The sequence below is a fragment of the Prevotella sp. SGI.167 genome (genome assembly GCF_050313615.1).
Lineage (GTDB): Bacteria > Bacteroidota > Bacteroidia > Bacteroidales > Bacteroidaceae > Prevotella.
In genome coordinates, this window is sequence record NZ_JBNPLT010000002.1 from 121,702 (window position 1) to 138,505 (window position 16,804).

Annotated in this window: 14 protein-coding genes; 11 read left to right on the forward strand and 3 right to left on the reverse strand. The window is 44.9% G+C overall.

The genetic code is table 11. The features are described from left to right. The first annotated feature begins 87 nt into the window (after positions 1 to 87). The 4 genes from rpsT to ACQRBJ_RS02020 all read left to right on the forward strand — a co-directional run bounded on the left by rpsT (position 88) and on the right by ACQRBJ_RS02020 (position 5,994). The gene (gene rpsT / locus ACQRBJ_RS02005) at positions 88 to 342 is read left to right on the forward strand and encodes a 30S ribosomal protein S20 (RefSeq protein WP_153124144.1); all 255 of its coding nucleotides are present in this window, start codon (positions 88 to 90) and stop codon (positions 340 to 342) included. A gap of 292 nt (positions 343 to 634) precedes the next feature. After that, the gene (gene gyrB, locus ACQRBJ_RS02010; RefSeq protein ID WP_299400279.1) at positions 635 to 2,605 is read left to right on the forward strand and encodes a DNA topoisomerase (ATP-hydrolyzing) subunit B; all 1,971 of its coding nucleotides are present in this window, start codon (positions 635 to 637) and stop codon (positions 2,603 to 2,605) included. Positions 2,606 to 2,724: 119 nt separating this feature from the next. Further along, entirely contained in the window at positions 2,725 to 5,100 is a 2,376-nt protein-coding gene (locus ACQRBJ_RS02015; protein ID WP_445302728.1) for a glycoside hydrolase family 95 protein, read from the forward strand. After that, a complete protein-coding gene (locus ACQRBJ_RS02020; RefSeq protein ID WP_441937246.1) occupies positions 5,101 to 5,994 on the forward strand; it encodes an alpha-L-rhamnosidase N-terminal domain-containing protein in 894 nt (297 codons plus the stop codon). Between the two features lie 110 nt (positions 5,995 to 6,104). Here ACQRBJ_RS02020 and ACQRBJ_RS02025 read toward each other — a convergent pair whose 3' ends face one another. The 3 genes from ACQRBJ_RS02025 to gpmI form a co-directional block, all read right to left on the reverse strand. After that, a complete protein-coding gene (locus ACQRBJ_RS02025) occupies positions 6,105 to 6,740 on the reverse strand; it encodes a DUF3109 family protein (protein WP_294967391.1) in 636 nt (211 codons plus the stop codon). 92 nt (positions 6,741 to 6,832) lie between these two features. After that, positions 6,833 to 7,498, reverse strand: coding sequence for a uracil-DNA glycosylase (locus ACQRBJ_RS02030; RefSeq protein ID WP_118151277.1), 666 nt, complete (start codon positions 7,496 to 7,498; stop codon positions 6,833 to 6,835). Positions 7,499 to 7,600: 102 nt separating this feature from the next. Further along, positions 7,601 to 9,124, reverse strand: a complete 1,524-nt coding sequence (gpmI, locus tag ACQRBJ_RS02035; protein ID WP_287593663.1) for a 2,3-bisphosphoglycerate-independent phosphoglycerate mutase — start codon at positions 9,122 to 9,124, stop codon at positions 7,601 to 7,603. Between the two features lie 224 nt (positions 9,125 to 9,348). Between gpmI and ACQRBJ_RS02040 the strand changes: the two genes are divergently transcribed. The 7 genes from ACQRBJ_RS02040 (at position 9,349) to ACQRBJ_RS02070 (ending at position 16,804) form a co-directional block, all read left to right on the forward strand. Beyond that, on the forward strand, positions 9,349 to 9,687 hold the full coding sequence (locus ACQRBJ_RS02040; protein ID WP_117587082.1) for a helix-turn-helix domain-containing protein: 339 nt from the start codon (positions 9,349 to 9,351) through the stop codon (positions 9,685 to 9,687). Continuing rightward, positions 9,684 to 10,799 (forward strand): type II toxin-antitoxin system HipA family toxin, encoded by a 1,116-nt coding sequence (locus tag ACQRBJ_RS02045; RefSeq protein WP_445302729.1) that lies wholly within the window; start codon positions 9,684 to 9,686, stop codon positions 10,797 to 10,799. Before ACQRBJ_RS02040 ends, ACQRBJ_RS02045 begins: the two co-directional genes overlap by 4 nt. Before the next feature lie 186 nt (positions 10,800 to 10,985). After that, a complete protein-coding gene (locus ACQRBJ_RS02050) occupies positions 10,986 to 11,810 on the forward strand; it encodes a GLPGLI family protein (protein WP_445302730.1) in 825 nt (274 codons plus the stop codon). Between the two features lie 157 nt (positions 11,811 to 11,967). Continuing rightward, positions 11,968 to 13,596: a hypothetical protein gene (locus ACQRBJ_RS02055; RefSeq protein ID WP_445302731.1), complete on the forward strand. Its 1,629-nt coding sequence runs from the start codon at positions 11,968 to 11,970 to the stop codon at positions 13,594 to 13,596. A gap of 191 nt (positions 13,597 to 13,787) precedes the next feature. Next, on the forward strand, positions 13,788 to 14,624 hold the full coding sequence (locus ACQRBJ_RS02060) for a GLPGLI family protein (RefSeq protein WP_445302732.1): 837 nt from the start codon (positions 13,788 to 13,790) through the stop codon (positions 14,622 to 14,624). Between the two features lie 57 nt (positions 14,625 to 14,681). Beyond that, entirely contained in the window at positions 14,682 to 15,791 is a 1,110-nt protein-coding gene (locus tag ACQRBJ_RS02065) for a tetratricopeptide repeat protein (RefSeq protein WP_445302733.1), read from the forward strand. 137 nt (positions 15,792 to 15,928) lie between these two features. Then, positions 15,929 to 16,804 carry a GLPGLI family protein gene (locus ACQRBJ_RS02070; RefSeq protein WP_445302734.1) on the forward strand — a complete coding sequence of 292 codons (876 nt, stop codon included), beginning with the start codon at positions 15,929 to 15,931 and terminating at the stop codon, positions 16,802 to 16,804.

Sequence of the window (16,804 nt, forward strand, 5' to 3'; positions counted from 1 at the left end):
CGAGAGATTTTCATTCTCTAAAGAGCAGTTCGACTCTGCTAGGGACTACAAATAACAAGAATATAAAAAAATAACATAAAAAAGAAGATGGCAAATCATAAATCATCAATCAAGAGAATCCGTCAGGACAAGAAGAAGGCTTTGCACAATAAGTATTATGCAAAGACTATGCGCAATGCTGTCCGCAAGTTGCGCAACATGTCTGACAAGGAAGAGGCTGTAAAGCTCTATCCTACAGTTCAGAAGCTTTTAGACAAGTTGGCTAAGATCAACGTTATCCACGAGAACAAGGCTGCAAACTTGAAGTCTGGTCTTACACAGCACATCGCTAAGTTGGCCTAACTTATAAGTCGAAGCAAAAAATAAATAAGGCTGCAATCCTTCAAGAAGGGTGGCAGCCTTATTCTTTTTATCACCACCTTAACATTTTCACGATTCCCCATCTATTTCACCGCTCTATCTACCTATCATTTTGCTATCGTAAGCACAACGTTTTTCGCACTTTTTCCAGCTATTTCTTACACTTCTCAAAAAACTTCTGTTTTTATCTCTTTTTTCGCTATTTTTCACAAAGAAAACCTTCTGTATCTCAGCTTTTTTTAGTATCTTTGCACAGAAATAAGACAATACTAAAATGGCAGATAATCAAAACAACGCAAATAATTACTCAGCGAGTAACATTCAGGTCCTTGAAGGCTTGGAAGCTGTTCGCAAGCGCCCAGCGATGTACATTGGTGACATCTCTGAAAAAGGTCTTCACCACTTGGTCAACGAAACTGTTGACAACTCTATTGATGAAGCAATGGCTGGCTACTGTACAGACATTGAAGTTACCATCAACGAAGACAACTCTATCACTGTAGAAGATAATGGACGTGGTATCCCTGTGGATATGCACGCGAAGCTACATAAATCAGCCCTTGAAGTCGTAATGACCGTGCTCCATGCCGGTGGTAAGTTCGACAAGGGTTCATACAAAGTTTCCGGTGGTTTGCATGGTGTGGGTGTAAGTTGTGTAAACGCACTCTCTTCCCACATGCTGTCACAGGTCTTCCGTGGCGGCAAAATCTACCAGCAGGAATACGAAAAGGGTAAACCTCTTTATCCCGTCAAGGTAGTAGGTGAAACCGATAAGCGCGGTACACGCCAGCAATTCTGGCCGGATCCAACCATCTTTACCCACACAGTCTATAGATGGGACATCATTGCTAACCGTATGCGCGAGTTGGCATTCCTCAACGCAGGCATCAAGATAACCTTGAAAGATTTGCGCCCTGACGAAGAAGGCAAGACCAAGGAGGAGGTATTCCATGCCAAGGATGGTTTGAAGGAATTCGTCCGTTACGTAGACCGTCACCGCACTCACCTCTTCGATGATGTTATCTATCTGAAGACCGAGAAGCAGGGTATTCCTATCGAGATTGCTGTGATGTACAACACAGACTATTCAGAGAATATCCACTCATACGTCAATAACATCAACACCATTGAGGGTGGTACCCATCTGACTGGTTTCCGCATGGCGTTGACTCGTACTCTGAAGGCTTACGCAGAAGCCGACCCGACCATCTCTAAGCAAATAGAGAAGGCAAAGGTAGAGATTGCACCAGAGGACTTCCGCGAGGGTCTTACTGCCGTCATCTCTATCAAGGTGGCAGAACCTCAGTTTGAGGGACAGACCAAGACCAAGCTCGGTAACAGCGAGGTTCAGGGAGCCGTCCAACAGGCAGTAAATGAAGCTTTGGCTGATTACCTGGAGGAGCATCCAGACGAAGCTAAGCGCATCTGCGAGAAGGTGGTATTGGCTGCTACTGCACGTATTGCAGCCCGCAAGGCACGTGAAAGCGTACAGCGCAAGAACTTCATGACAGGTGGTGGTCTGCCTGGTAAGCTTGCAGACTGTTCCATGAAGGATCCTAAGGAATGCGAGATTTTCCTTGTCGAGGGTGATTCCGCTGGTGGTTCAGCCAAGCAGGGTCGCGACCGTTTCCGCCAGGCTATTCTCCCATTGCGTGGTAAGATTCTGAACGTAGAAAAGGTTCAGTGGCATAAAGTATTCGAAGCTGAGTCTGTCATGAACATTATCCAGAGTATCGGAGTTCGCTTCGGTGTAGACGGTGAAGACAGCAAGGAGGCAAACACAGACAAGCTGCGTTACGACAAGATTATTATCATGACCGATGCCGACGTCGATGGTTCACACATCGACACATTGATTATGACTTTGTTCTATCGCTTCATGCCAAAGGTTATCGAGGAAGGTCACTTGTACATCGCTACTCCACCTCTCTACAAGTGTACTTACCGTAACAAGGTGAGCGAGTATTGCTATACAGAGCAGCAGCGCCAGGCATTCATCGACAAGTATGGCGAGGGGTTGGAAGACAAGAATATTCACACTCAGCGATACAAAGGTTTGGGTGAGATGAACCCAGAGCAGCTTTGGGAAACCACTATGGACCCATCTACCCGCTTGCTCAAGCAGGTAACCATCGATAATGCAGCTCAGGCTGACGAGATTTTCTCTATGCTGATGGGCGATGATGTGGAGCCACGCCGCGAGTTCATTGAGCAGAACGCTACTTATGCCAATATCGACGCTTAAAGTTAACACGAACATATTGGGGGCAGACTAGGCAAGAGTCTACCCCCTTTTTTAGATAAGCTCATCCTATGGGCATCACTTCCAAGCATCATATTTTAACAACTAACAAAACAGAATTTATGAAGCATCTGCTTTTTACGCTTGCACTAACAGCCTCAGGTCTTTTGAACTGCCAGGCGGCAACTGTTAGCAAAATACCGCAACCCAACAAGTTGTGGTACAACAAACCTGCATACGCCTTCGAAGAGTCACTGCCGATAGGCAATGGCAAACTGGGTGCGCTAATTTATGGTGGAGCCAATAATGACTCTATCCAGCTCAATGACATCACCCTTTGGACGGGTGTTCCTGTAAATCCCAACGAAGGTGGCGATGCCTTCAAGTGGATTCCAAAAATCAGAGAGGCGTTGTTTAAAGAGGATTACAAGACTGCCGATTCCCTGCAGCACTATGTACAAGGTCACAACTCGGAGTTCTATCAGCCGCTGGGCATGATCAACATCAAAGACTGCAACCAGGGCGAGTTTACGGATTATTACCGCGAACTGAGCCTCGACAACTCCCTGGCTACTGTTCATTACAGGCGCAACGGCATTCAATATACCAAAGAGTATTTTGCTTCTCATCCCGACAAGATGATTGCCATCAAGCTGAGTGCCTCCCAAAAGAGAGCCATCAACAGCGACATCTCCCTCACCTCCCTCATTCCCCATCAGGTGAAAGCATCTAGAGGACAGCTCACCATGACGGGACATGTGCTCGGTGACGAAGCCAACAGCACGCATTACTGTGCCATGCTTCAGGTGAAGAACACCGACGGAAAAGTGTGGGCAAGCGATTCAGTTCTCCATCTGAAGGATGTGAGCGAGGCTATCATCTATCTCATCAACGAAACGAGTTACAATGGCTTCGACAAGCATCCCGTGAAGGAAGGTGCTCCATACATAGAGAACGTAGCCGATGATGCCTGGCATCTTGCCAACTTTACATACGATGAATTCAAGCAGCGCCACATCGCCGACTACAAGAAGCTCTTTGACAGAGTAAGCCTGAACCTGAAAGGAGCCAAATATGATGCCACCCGCCCTACCGACAGGCAGTTGCTCGCCTACAGCGACAACCACGAGAACAATCCTTATCTGGAACAGCTCTACTTCCAATATGGCAGATACCTACTCATCAGCAGCAGTAGAACCAAGGGCGTGCCAGCCAACCTGCAGGGACTCTGGGCACCAGCCCTCCGTTCGCCATGGCGTGGCAACTATACCATCAACATCAACCTGGAAGAAAATTACTGGCCGGCAGAAGTTACTAACCTACCAGAACTGGTTGCCCCGGTAAACGGATTGGTTGAAGGCATGTCGGTGACAGGCCGACACAATGCCCAGCATTTCTACGGCATCGATAAGGGATGGTGCGCTGGACACAACACAGATGCCTGGGCGATGAGCAATCCTGTGGGAACCGGAAACGAGAGTCCACAGTGGAGCAACTGGGCGATGGGTGGAGCCTGGCTCGTAGAAACCCTTTGGGATCACTACGACTATACGCGAGATACCGAATATCTTCGCAATACAGCCTATCCTTTGATGAAGGGCGCTGCCGACTTCCTGCTGGAGTGGCTTATCCCGAATCCACACAATCCAAACGAACTGATTACAGCCCCTTGCACATCGCCAGAGGCAGATTACATCACCGATAAGGGCTACCGCGGCAGCAGTTTCTATGGCGGAACCGCCGATCTCGCCATCATCCGCGAGCTCTTCAAGAACACCATCAAGGGAGCAAAAGCCCTGGGTATCGACAACGATTACCAGCAGCAGTTGCAATCGGCCCTCAATCGCCTGCGCCCTTACCACATCGGGAAGCGAGGCAATCTGATGGAGTGGTATCACGATTGGGAAGACCAGGATTGGCATCATCGCCACCAGTCACACCTGCTGGGACTCTATCCGTTCCATCAGATTTCGGTAGATAAGACTCCGGAGCTTGCTGCTGCCGCAACCAAGACTCTTGAAATCAAGGGCGATAATTCCACCGGCTGGAGTACTGGCTGGAGAATCAACCTCTGGGCGCGCCTGCATCGTGCCGACAAGGCCTACCAGATATACCGCAAGCTGCTCACCTACGTAAGCCCTGAAGTTTACAAGGATAGCAAGCACCATAGCGGTGGCACCTACCCTAACCTCTTTGATGCCCATCCACCATTCCAGATTGATGGCAACTTCGGTGGCACAGCAGGTGTATGCGAGATGCTGATGCAATGTGATGGCGAGACGATGGATTTACTCCCTGCCCTTCCTAAAGAATGGTCTGCAGGAGAGATAAAGGGTATCAAGGCTCGCGGCAATTACGAGGTTGCACTATCATGGAATAAAGGACAAGTTAAGAAAGCTATTATTACCAGCAAGAACGAAGGAAGCCTGACCGTCAACTACAACGGAAAGCAGAAAGTCCTCAACTTCAAGGCTGGAGAAACAAAATTGATCAAATAAATGAGATATATAACTTCTCTCATATTTTCATTACTATGGGTACTGAGCTCCAATGCACAAGAGTTCGGTACCCATTGGATTTCATATCCACTCCCCGATGAATCAGCAGAAGTATGGTTTAGAAAAAACTATGTCATGCCACATCGCCCACTACAGGCATTCGCAAATGTTGCCAGTACAGGCGACTACAAGATATATATAAATGAAAGAAACGTAACGGGAAGCTTAAAATTCGAAGGCATCAAGAATGATGTACTCCAATCACGCACTTTTGATATCACCCGATATCTGAAAGCCGGTGACAACGTCATTGCTGTATGGTATGCACCTCAGGGCAAGCCTAGCCATGGCAAACAGCTTTCACTGGAGATATACGGTTGGGATCAGGACAGCGTTCCTTTCCACCACCAAACTGATGGCTCCTGGCTCTGTCGACAACCCAAGGATTGCTATTCTGGAGAAAGTGAGCGTTTTGATGCCCGTACCAACATCATTGATTGGAAAACTGAAGAGTATCAACCGTATGGTTGGCATCGTCCTACAGGAAGCATGGACATTGACAGAAGTCTTCCTACAGAAGAATTCAAGGTGTGTCAATCTGAGAATAAATTAGGAAAAGTCCTCAAACCCATTCGTACCTATAACGACTCTTTAGGCTACAATATTGACTTTGGTCGTCCCTTCTATGGCACCATCCGTATTACCATCAGAGAGGCCCACAGAGGAGAAAAACTGAACATCAATGGGTTTCAATACGTTTGCAACGGAGAATTGGATGAACAGGCTTTCTTCCGCTTCAGATTTCAAAATCAAAGAATCTATACCCTCACATGGAATGGCAGATTCAAAAAAAGCAATATCGTAAATATTGAAGGATTAGAGATTTCGGAATAAGCTAGCAAGCTTTTCGAAATCTCTTTTTTATTATGCTAAAAAGACTTTGTTGCACCAAATAAAAAAGACTTTGGAAATCATATCTTCCAAAGTCTCAAACTAAACTGAATTTAATCTTCCAAATCGGCAAGCAACTGCTCTGCCACTTCGCAAAGCTCACCATACCATTCCTTACCGAACTTCTCAATCAGCGGACCTTCCAGGAACTTATAAACCGGAAGGTTCAACTCCTCTCCCTTCTTGATGGCATCCTTGCAGATGCGCCACTTGTTATAGTTGATGCCATACACCTCGTTGCCGAAATCCTTGGCACGGATTGGATACAAAGCACAGGAGATAGGCTTCTTGAACTTCGACTTTCCTTCGCGATAAGCACGCTCCAAGGCACAGAGACAACAGTTAGGAATCGTATGTCCATCGCCCAGGTCTTTCAAATCCTGATAGCAGGTAAACACACAATCCTTACCATTCACGATGCTCGTCACCAAATCGCCTTCAATATCGGTATAAGCCACGCCCTGCTTATCTATGATAGCCTGGGCAGAAGCCGAGAGATCATCCCAAACCACATCCAGCGCATCCTCAATCTCCATAATCTCCTCCAGGGTAACAGGAGCTCCCGCATCGCCTTCAATGCAGCATTCGCCCTTGCAGGCATCAAGGTCGCAACAGAATTTTTCGGTGATAATATCAGGTGAAACCAACACGTTGCCCACCTGCAGAATACGCAGTTCGTCTTTCTTCATAATGTTTTTTGAGATGAATAAATTTCTTTGAGTGTATAATAAAAATAATGATAGCTACCCATGAGTGGATAGCTATAAATTGATAGGTGTACCTACCATTGGATAGGCGCAATTCCGTTCTGCTGCAGATACGCATTGCAGCGGGAGAAATGATGATTGCCAAACCATCCGCCTCTGTTGGCTGATAATGGCGAAGGATGAACGCTTTCCAATATCAGATGCTTGCTTGTATCGATGAGCTTCGCCTTGCTCCGGGCATAACCGCCCCAAAGGATAAACACCAGGTGCTCCTTATCCTTGCTGAGCGCCTTGATGGCAGCATCGGTAAACTCCTCCCAGCCTTTGCGCTGATGACTCGCAGCCTGATGGGCACGAACGGTCAACGTGGCGTTGAGCAACAGGACTCCCTGCTTTGCCCAGCGGGTTAAATCGCCCGTGGCTGGCATCGGAGTACCGAGATCCATCTGAATCTCCTTGAATATATTAATCAATGATGGTGGAAAAGTGATTCCGTCCGGCACAGAGAAACTCAGTCCCATCGCCTGACCCGGCTCATGGTATGGATCCTGTCCGATAATCACTACCTTCACATCATCAAAAGGACAGAGATTGAAGGCATTGAAAATCAAGCGGCCAGGAGGATAACAGGGCGTACGCAGGTATTCCTCTTTCACGAAGTTGGTGAGGTCAACAAAATACTGCTTGTCGAACTCTTCTCCTATATGCTGTTTCCAACTTTCTTCTATCTTTACGTTCATGCTTAATATAAATTCAAAAGTATCTTAAGATACTTACGCAAGTATCCTAAGATACTTGGCCAAGTATCTTAGGATACTTTTTTGAGGTATATAAAATCGTTTTTACTTGTTGTCAGAAATCAAGTTCTCACCAGTCATATCAGCTGGCTGCTCCAAACCCATGATGTGGAGGATAGAAGGAGCAACGTCTGCCAAACGGCCATCCTTAACGGTAGCTGAGTTGTTGTCAGTTACGTAGATGAATGGAACTGGGTTCAAAGAGTGAGCAGTGTTTGGAGTACCGTCCTCGTTGATAGCGTGGTCTGCATTACCGTGGTCAGCGATGATGATAGCCTCATAATCGTTAGCCTTGGCAGCCTCGATAACGTCCTTTACACAGTTGTCAACAGCGTGAACAGCCTTAGCGATAGCGTTGTAGATACCTGTGTGACCTACCATATCACCATTAGCGAAGTTTACAACGATGAAGTCGTACTCCTGAGTGTTGATAGCACCAACCAACTTATCCTTTACCTCGTAAGCGCTCATCTCTGGCTTCAGGTCGTATGTAGCTACCTTTGGAGAAGGAACCAGGATACGGTCCTCGCCCTCGTATGGAGTCTCACGACCACCATTGAAGAAGAATGTTACGTGAGCATACTTCTCTGTCTCTGCAGTGTGGAGCTGCTTCTTGCCCTGTGCGCTCAAGTACTCGCCGAGAGTATTCATTACGTTCTCCTTAGGGAAGAGGATGTGAACGCCCTGGAAGCTTGCATCGTATGGAGTCATGCAGTAGTACTGCAAGTCCTTGATGGTGTGCATGCCTTCCTCTGGCATATCCTGCTGAGTCAATACCTGTGTCAACTCCTTGGCACGGTCGTTACGGTAGTTGATGAAGATAACAACATCACCCTCCTGAATAGTACCGTCAACCTTAGAGTTATTGATTGGCTTGATAAACTCGTCTGTTACGTCCTCATCATAGCTTTCCTGCATTGCCTTCACCATATCGTCAGCCTGCTTACCCTTACCCTCAACGAGCAAGTCATATGCTTCCTTCACACGGTTCCAGCGCTTGTCACGGTCCATAGCATAGAAACGACCTACGATGCTTGCGATGTGTGCACCGTTCTTGTCGCAGCAAGCCTGCACCTCCTCGATGAAGCCCTTACCGCTCTTAGGGTCTGTATCACGGCCATCCATGAAGCAGTGAACGTATGTCTCCTTCAAACCATATTCCTTACCGATCTCTATCAACTTGAAGAGGTGATCCAAAGAAGAGTGAACACCACCGGTAGAAGTCAAGCCCATCAAGTGGAGTTTCTTACCAGTCTTCTGAGCATAGCTGTAAGCGTTGATGATCTCCTGATTCTTCAAGATGTCACCGCTCTCGCAAGCCTTGTTGATCTTAACGAGGTCCTGATATACCACACGACCAGCACCGATGTTGAGGTGACCTACCTCAGAGTTACCCATCTGACCGTTAGGAAGACCTACGTCCTCGCCACAAGTCTGGAGAGTAGAATGTGCAGAAACTGCTGTCAAATAATCGAGATAAGGAGTTGGAGTCTTGTAGATAACATCACCCTTATCATGCTTACCGATTCCCCATCCGTCGAGAATCATTAAAAGAGCTTTTTTTGCCATAATTACATAAAATAATTTAAATTCGAATTTCAGTGTGCAAAGTTACAACAAAATAGGTGAAGGACAAAATAAATTAAGATAAAAAAACTTCCTTCTTTCAACAAAAAAATATATGGAGACAAGGTTATAAGGGATTTTGACTTTTTAATTGATTTTTATTTGGAACATAACATTATTTTTTGTATCTTTGCAACTGATAATATCTTATTATTATCCCAATGATTATGCAAGAAACGAACAATATATTAGCAATATTAGATAACTACCTCCACGACAATCCTGATGAGATTGCAAAGGAGATGGCAAACGACTTCAGAAAACGAAGAATAGAGAAGAATCTGACACGTGAGCAAGTGGCAGACAAGTCAGGCGTTGCAGTCAGCAACATCACCAGATTCGAACAAAAGGGTCTCATCTCCCTCAAAAATCTGATAGGTATCGCCATAGCTTTGGAATACACATCAGAAATCAAGAACGTCTTCTCGCAACCCAAGTACTCCACCATGGAGGAGTTGCAACAGATAAAAAGAAACGCTAATAAGAAAAAGGCTTACAGACAATGAAACGTATAGAAACTTTAGCCGTAAAATATCATCAGGAGAAAGTCGGCACACTGTCATTGAGTGCCGATGGAAAGGTATGCACCTTCGAGTATGCCAATCAGTGGTTAGCATCAGGCTTTAGTATATCTCCGTTGGAATTGCCACTGAAGCCTGGTCTTTTCATTGCCAAAGCCACCCCTTTCAACGGGAACTTTGGCATCTTCGAAGACAGCCTTCCCGATGGATATGGTAGATACCTATTGCATAAAACCTTGCTAAAAGAGGGAATCAACGACTTTGAGCTATCTGCTCTCGACCGACTGAGCATCGTGGGCAATGGAGGTATGGGCGCATTGACCTACGAACCTATAACTTCTGTCCAGACAGGACACGAGATAGAGGACTTTGACCTTTTACAAGCCAAAGCCTTGGAAGTATTGAAGGAGCAACAGGATAATGACGCAGGATTGCTATTATATAATAGTGGTAATAGTGGCGGTTGTCGCCCGAAAGCCATTTTCACGAATGAGGATGGTCATTGGTTGGTCAAGTTTCGCCATACCTATGACCCACAAGATATGGGAAAGCAAGAGTATCATTATAATGAGATAGCCAAGCAATGTGGCATCCAAGTACCCGAGTTCAAACTGGTAAACAACAAGTATTTTGCCTGCCGTCGCTTCGACATTTCTCCAACAGGCGAACGCATTCACGTAGCCACAGCTGGAGCCTTGCTCAACGTTTCCCTTTCCAACCCTATTCTCGATTATCTCAACCTTTTGGCGCTTACAGGTTATCTTACCCAAAGCCAAGAGGATGTGGAAGAGATGTTCCGCCGCATGGTTTTTAATTACATAATGGACAACAAGGACGACCACTGCAAGAACTTCTCTTTCTTGGTTCAGAAAGAGAGCGATGGCAAATGGCACTGGCATTTAGCTCCTGCCTACGACCTCACCCATTGCACCGAGGGATATAATGGAGAACACGCAACATCTGTAAATGGAACTGGGCATCCGACCGTAGAGGATATGATTGCCGTTGGCGTAAAGAATAAAATGAAGGAAAAGAGATGCCGCGAAATCTACGAAGAGATATCTTTACAGGTTAAGTCTGGTGAGAATATCTCTTAAGGGAAGATTTTCAATCTCTTCTTTCCCCATTTTTCGGGTGTTTCTTCTAGATTGCCTCGTTCTAGAGTATTATTCACATAGACTACTTCTGCTTCAGATAATCCAACTGACCGTCATTATTCTGTTTACCTTTTTCCTATCTCTGCGTCTTACTCGTAAATAAGCATCAAAAAATAAATAGAGAACATGAAGAAACTTACATTGATTTTCGCAGCCATCCTCGCCTTAGGCAGCCTGACCGCAAAAGCACAGATGAGATCGGGCGTGGACACACTCACCCTCGACCAAGTGAAGTATCGCATCACCTACGATACAAAACAGGTAAACGACACCACAGAAATGCCGTATATCTATCGCAAGGCACAGATGCGACTCGACATCGGTAGCAACATCACTCACTTCTATAACCAGTCCAAGGAGCAATGGAAAAAGCAAGTCTTACAAATGATGTTTTCAGGCTGTGTCATTGACCTAAGAAAAGCCGAACCGGTAAAATGCATGGACTTTGAATTCCTCAAGAACTACCCAAAGAACGGTCAGACCCTATTTCAGGAATCGTGGGCTTTGAGAACCTATCACTGCATCGAAAAGACCGAGACTCCTGATTGGCAACTCATCCCAGACAGCACTACAACCATCATCGGCTATCATTGCCAACTCGCCAAGACCAACTTCAAGGGAAGAACTTGGTTAGCTTGGTATGCTGAGGATATCCCTGTGTCAGAAGGTCCTTGGAAGCTCTGCGGTCTGCCTGGTCTCATACTCCGTGCCTACGATGCACAGCAACAATTCTATCTCAACGCCATCGGACTGGAAGACCTGAAAGGCAAGGAGACTCTCAAATACGCCAAGCCCGAAGAGGCAGAGAAAGTTTCCCAGTCTGACCTCACCAAAATCAAGCTGAGAGACGATGGAAGCGAGATGCTAAGAGATGAAAAGTGGACAGATGAGAATGGAAAACCTATCAAACCAAAAGCAAGGAAACGTGTCTTCAATCCAATCGAGCGATAGGGACATCTCAAAGGCTTTCCATTTCAGATTTTTGCGAGTTTCTACAAAAATCTGAAATAGAAAGCTTATTATCTTGTTCTTATCGACAATTTATTGTACTTTTGCAAAAAGATTTCTGAAACAACAAATGTAAAGTTGATAATTTGACGATAACAATATGATTTATACAAGCAAGAAAATCATCATATTTCTGTTCACTATCATGCAGCTAGCCATACTCGCCAATTGCATGGACTCAGGATATCGCCTATCCTTCCCTGAGATAGACGACCTTGCCGACGAATACCCTGCACAAGCCAAGGTATTCCTCTCTCGTGCTGACAGCAACGACAACAAAGGCTACTATAAGCTCTTAACAGCCAAGATAGAATATCAACTCAAGGGTTACATCTATAAAGAAAACGACATAGACGATGCCATCAACATCTTCGTGAACGAAAAGGATGAGCCCCTTCTTGCACGTTCCTTATATTATAAGGGAGCCTCGATACTCAACAACTATCGAGATACCGCAAAAGCCATCAATTGGTTCTCACAGGCCATCGCCTACGATAGCAACATGAGAGAAAAGGAGAAGCTGGATATGTACGACATATTGTGTCGCATTACCCACCAAAACATTTACACCGTAGAGTTAGAAGACGAGGCTCGCCAAACCAACAATATCCGCTACCGTGCCTGGGCACTACTCTATCGTAGCATCAACAACCAAGATCAGGAACTTGCCAACCAAGCTTTCGAAGTTGCTAATCAAATAAAAGAGAACAAGGACAGCACCTTGGGACCCATGTACTATCATTACTTCCAAGCCTTGATGGACAGGGACGATGTGCCTGATTCCATCTTGATAAGCTATACAAAGAAAGCGCAAGACAATCACGGGGTAAAATATGACAACAACATCGATTTCTATCGCTTGCTCACAAGAAACAGCAAGGAAACCCATGCCTTCGCCATGCAGCATATCAAAGAAAACTATAGCATGAATCAAGAATACATACAGCCATGGGGATCCTATTCCTTTGCTTTAGGATATAAGTATTATCTCCCCTTATATTTTCTCTCCCTACAAAAAGGAGATACGCTCATGGCAAAGCGTGTTGCCCACGAACTACGACAAGAAGCTCCCTTGCTTGCCAAAGGCGAAAACTCAGGAAAGGAAAAGCAAGTAAAACTGATGTACGAGGGTGGTAACACCCGTTATCGCTATGAAAAGGTTAAGACCTATATATTTGTAGGAATCATCATCGTGCTCATCATTCTCCTGACGATGACTTACCTCTCTATTTCCAGAATCCGAAAGGCTCACCAAACTATAAAAAACTTGCATGAGTCACTGCACCAGTTAAAAGATGTGGAGAACTCTTCGTTATCGGAACAATGCGAACGATTAAACCACGAAATAACCACCCAGCTTCGCAAACTGAAACGTCGTGACAAGGACATCGAAGAATACAAGGCTCAAATTACCGAGCTCACAGACATCAGCCAAGGCTTGGTGTATTATTCGATGACGATACAAAATCAAAACATCAGCCAGATCGGTAAGCAAGGCATCCGACAACTTCTCGCCAGCTTCAAGGTGATAGACGAGAAGTATAGCGAACGATTGGAGAACTACGACTTGAATCCATCACAAAGCCTCTTCTGCATCCTCTACCATATCGGCAAGAGCGATGAGGAAGTGATGCAAATCCTGCAATACTCTCTCTCGAATATCAGGGTAAGAAAGTCGAGAATCAAGAGTGACACTGGAGCAGAGTCATTTGACGACATCATCAGATAAGCACTCCCATAAGTTTTTCGCTTTACTTCATTAACTTATCGAAGCATTACAAAAAGCTTGTATTTTAAGTTTTTCCTAATCGTAACTCTCTCGTTATCAACATATCTGTACTCACTTGCATGTAATTCCGATTTGGCTATATCTATCATTTGTGTTACCTTTGCATCCGAAATTCTAAACATCAAACGACTATGAGAAGAATAACATTATTATTAGCAGCCATACTCACAGTATGCAGCTTGAATGCTCAGAAAGGCAACCAAAATGAGAAAGTGGTCAATATTGACAAGGTAAACTATCGCATCACCTACAATGGGAAAATGGTACCAGATACCACAACAGTTCCCTACAACTATTGGGAGAGCGAAATGCGACTGGACATCGGTAGCAAGACAACTCATTTCTATGATAGAACCAAGCAAATATCCGATTCTATCATGGATGAACAAGCTAAGACGGGGCAACATGACATGAGTAAAATACCTAGCGGTGGCAGAATCCGTTGGGAATTCTACAAGAACTATCCATCAAAGGGGCAAACAACTTTACTGGATAAAGTCCTTGGTAACTATTACCAATGTACAGAACAATTAGAGGTGCCAAACTGGCAGCTTATCCCAGATAGCACAACTACCATCATTGGCTATAGATGCCTGTTGGCAAAAGCACTCTTCAAAGGCAGGACCTGGTATGCCTGGTACTCAGAAGACATACCTATAAGCGAAGGACCTTGGAAAATTTCCGGACTGCCTGGTCTTGTTCTACTTGCTTACGACCAGAACAAACAATACATATTCAATGCTATCGGTATGAGCACATTGAATGGGACCGAAAGCATAACTTTCACGGAAAAGGCAAGAGAGAAAGTAACACAGAAAGAGTTAAGAGAGGCTAAGCATAAATTTGATGGCGCAGAAGCTCTCAAAGCAACAGCGAGAAAAACTGGAGTTACGTTTAAGAAATTACCCGAAGGTGCCATCAAGGCTCTAAACCGAAGCAACAAGGGCAACCCTATCGAGCTGGAGTAACTCCAGCTCGATTAACAGATCGTATCTACATCATAACAACAAACGGACAACATAAGAATGAAAAGATTTATATTCATCACTTGTTTGGTATTCATTGGAATCATCGGAATATCAGCCAAGAAAGAACAAACTCCCATCCATCGCTTGATACTGCAGGGCGACAGTTGCATGAACGAGCATGACTCGTTCCATGCCATCACCTATTACCAGCAATATATCAATGAGCATCCACACGATTTGAATGTTCTCAGAAAGCTCGCTTCTTGCTATCGTCTTCGTGGCGACAACAAAAACTGCATCGCCTGCATGGATAGCATTCCTAACGACAGTCTCAACCATGAAGACTTGCGCATGATGTTCTATTCCTATCTTAATCTTGGCGATAAAAAAAAGGTAGAATCATATGGCATGACTATCTATCGCAAATACCCATACGACGGGGAGGTATTTGCCACCCTACTTCAGCAATGGAACAACCATGGGAAGCCTGAAATGGTTTCAGCTTTCGCCTTGTCGTATGTAGAAAAACGTGACTCCACGAATATTCTCATCAACAAGGAGCTTGCCTATTCTCTCTATTTACAGCTTAGATACGAGCAAGCCATCCCTAGATACAAGAAGCTTATAGCCGATGGATTCGACAATTTTGAGTCTAACCTCGTCATAGGATTGTGCTATTATAACTTGGAAAAGTACCGAGAAGCCTATACCTATCTGAACAAGGCGGCAGAGATGAAGAAAGACAACCCAAATATGAACTGTCTCTTCTACTTGGGCATGACTTGCAAGAAGATTTCCGAACAGACTAAGAACGTCGTGGAAAAGGAAACCATGGCAAGACACGCCATCATCAACCTGGAACGGTCTATAACCGTGGCTTACCCTCGCAGCCGTGGACTATATGTAAACCAGCAACTTGCTGAGCTTTATTACTATAAATTGGAATACGAGAATGCAGGTCATGCCTTCGCCCAGTGCATCGAATATGATGACGAGGACGATCCTCACAACTATTATAATGCTGCGCAAATGTATATCGGAGCCAAGATGAAGCCACAGGCAAAACTCTATCTCCAGATGTTCTTGGCAAAAGCTGATAAGTTGAAGGATGAAAAGGAAAAAGCTAAACTTACAGCGAAAGTAAAGGAGCAACTAAAAGGAATGTAAAATAAAACAGATAACTTTTTAGTTTACTCTTCTCTAGTTTTATCGTCTATTAAAAAGCTATAAATAGCTACATTTTTTTTGCAGAGTGCCACAAAAAGTGTAACTTTGCAAGCAGATTAACAGATAAAGGCAGAATTATGAAGAAAATCATCTTAGCTTTAGCAACCTTGCTCTTTATGGGAAGTGTTGCAACAAAAGCACAAGTCACAAAAGTCACTGTGCGCTCTATCTCGGGAAACAGTAAGGAGGAAGTCGAGAACATCGACAACGCCAAGTATCGCATTACCTATGAGGGGAAATGGGTGAACAATCCTTCCATCAAACCCTTCATCTACACGGATAGCGAGATGCGCCTCGACATTGGTGAAAAGGCGACCAGCTTCTATGACAGAACGAAACAGGTAAAGGATTCACTCATGAACGAAAAAGCCAAGACTGGCAATTTCGACTTCTCAGATTTACCTAAAGGTGGAAGATTCCCGTTCTCCTACTACAAGAACTATCCATCTACTGGCAAATCCATCCAATTGGAATCTGTCGGCACTACAGATTACAAATGCACAGAGAACGTGGAGACACCCGACTGGCAACTCATCCCCGACAGCGCAACAACCATCATCGGCTATCATTGCCAACTAGCCAAGACCAACTTCAAGGGAAGGACTTGGTATGCATGGTACGCCGAAGACATTCCTTTTCCAGAAGGTCCTTGGAAGCTGATTGGACTGCCGGGCTTGACACTGAAAGCATACGATGAAAACAAAGAATATTCATTCACAGCCATCGGCATGAGTACGTTGACAGCACCAACACCTATCACGTTCCCCAAGGCTAAGAGAGAAGAGATCAGCCAAAAAGACCTCAGAGAATTCAAAAAGAAGTTTACGCCAGGAATGGTATTGGAAACATTAAACATCAAGAACATAAAAATACAGGACGAAAAGGGCAACCCAATTGACATGAAGAAATTCATGAATAAGAAGAATGTCTTCAATCCGATTGAACTTCAATAA

Excerpts from the sequence above, each read along its gene's own strand:
- rpsT (WP_153124144.1), top strand. The coding sequence starts at position 88 with ATGGCAAATCATAAATCATCAATCAAGAGAATCCGTCAGGACAAGAAG.
- gyrB (WP_299400279.1), top strand. The coding sequence starts at position 635 with ATGGCAGATAATCAAAACAACGCAAATAATTACTCAGCGAGTAACATT.
- ACQRBJ_RS02015 (WP_445302728.1), top strand. The coding sequence starts at position 2,725 with ATGAAGCATCTGCTTTTTACGCTTGCACTAACAGCCTCAGGTCTTTTG.
- ACQRBJ_RS02020 (WP_441937246.1), top strand. The coding sequence starts at position 5,101 with ATGAGATATATAACTTCTCTCATATTTTCATTACTATGGGTACTGAGC.
- ACQRBJ_RS02025 (WP_294967391.1), bottom strand. The coding sequence starts at position 6,740 with ATGAAGAAAGACGAACTGCGTATTCTGCAGGTGGGCAACGTGTTGGTT.
- ACQRBJ_RS02030 (WP_118151277.1), bottom strand. The coding sequence starts at position 7,498 with ATGAACGTAAAGATAGAAGAAAGTTGGAAACAGCATATAGGAGAAGAG.
- gpmI (WP_287593663.1), bottom strand. The coding sequence starts at position 9,124 with ATGGCAAAAAAAGCTCTTTTAATGATTCTCGACGGATGGGGAATCGGT.
- ACQRBJ_RS02040 (WP_117587082.1), top strand. The coding sequence starts at position 9,349 with ATGCAAGAAACGAACAATATATTAGCAATATTAGATAACTACCTCCAC.
- ACQRBJ_RS02045 (WP_445302729.1), top strand. The coding sequence starts at position 9,684 with ATGAAACGTATAGAAACTTTAGCCGTAAAATATCATCAGGAGAAAGTC.
- ACQRBJ_RS02050 (WP_445302730.1), top strand. The coding sequence starts at position 10,986 with ATGAAGAAACTTACATTGATTTTCGCAGCCATCCTCGCCTTAGGCAGC.
- ACQRBJ_RS02055 (WP_445302731.1), top strand. The coding sequence starts at position 11,968 with ATGATTTATACAAGCAAGAAAATCATCATATTTCTGTTCACTATCATG.
- ACQRBJ_RS02060 (WP_445302732.1), top strand. The coding sequence starts at position 13,788 with ATGAGAAGAATAACATTATTATTAGCAGCCATACTCACAGTATGCAGC.
- ACQRBJ_RS02065 (WP_445302733.1), top strand. The coding sequence starts at position 14,682 with ATGAAAAGATTTATATTCATCACTTGTTTGGTATTCATTGGAATCATC.
- ACQRBJ_RS02070 (WP_445302734.1), top strand. The coding sequence starts at position 15,929 with ATGAAGAAAATCATCTTAGCTTTAGCAACCTTGCTCTTTATGGGAAGT.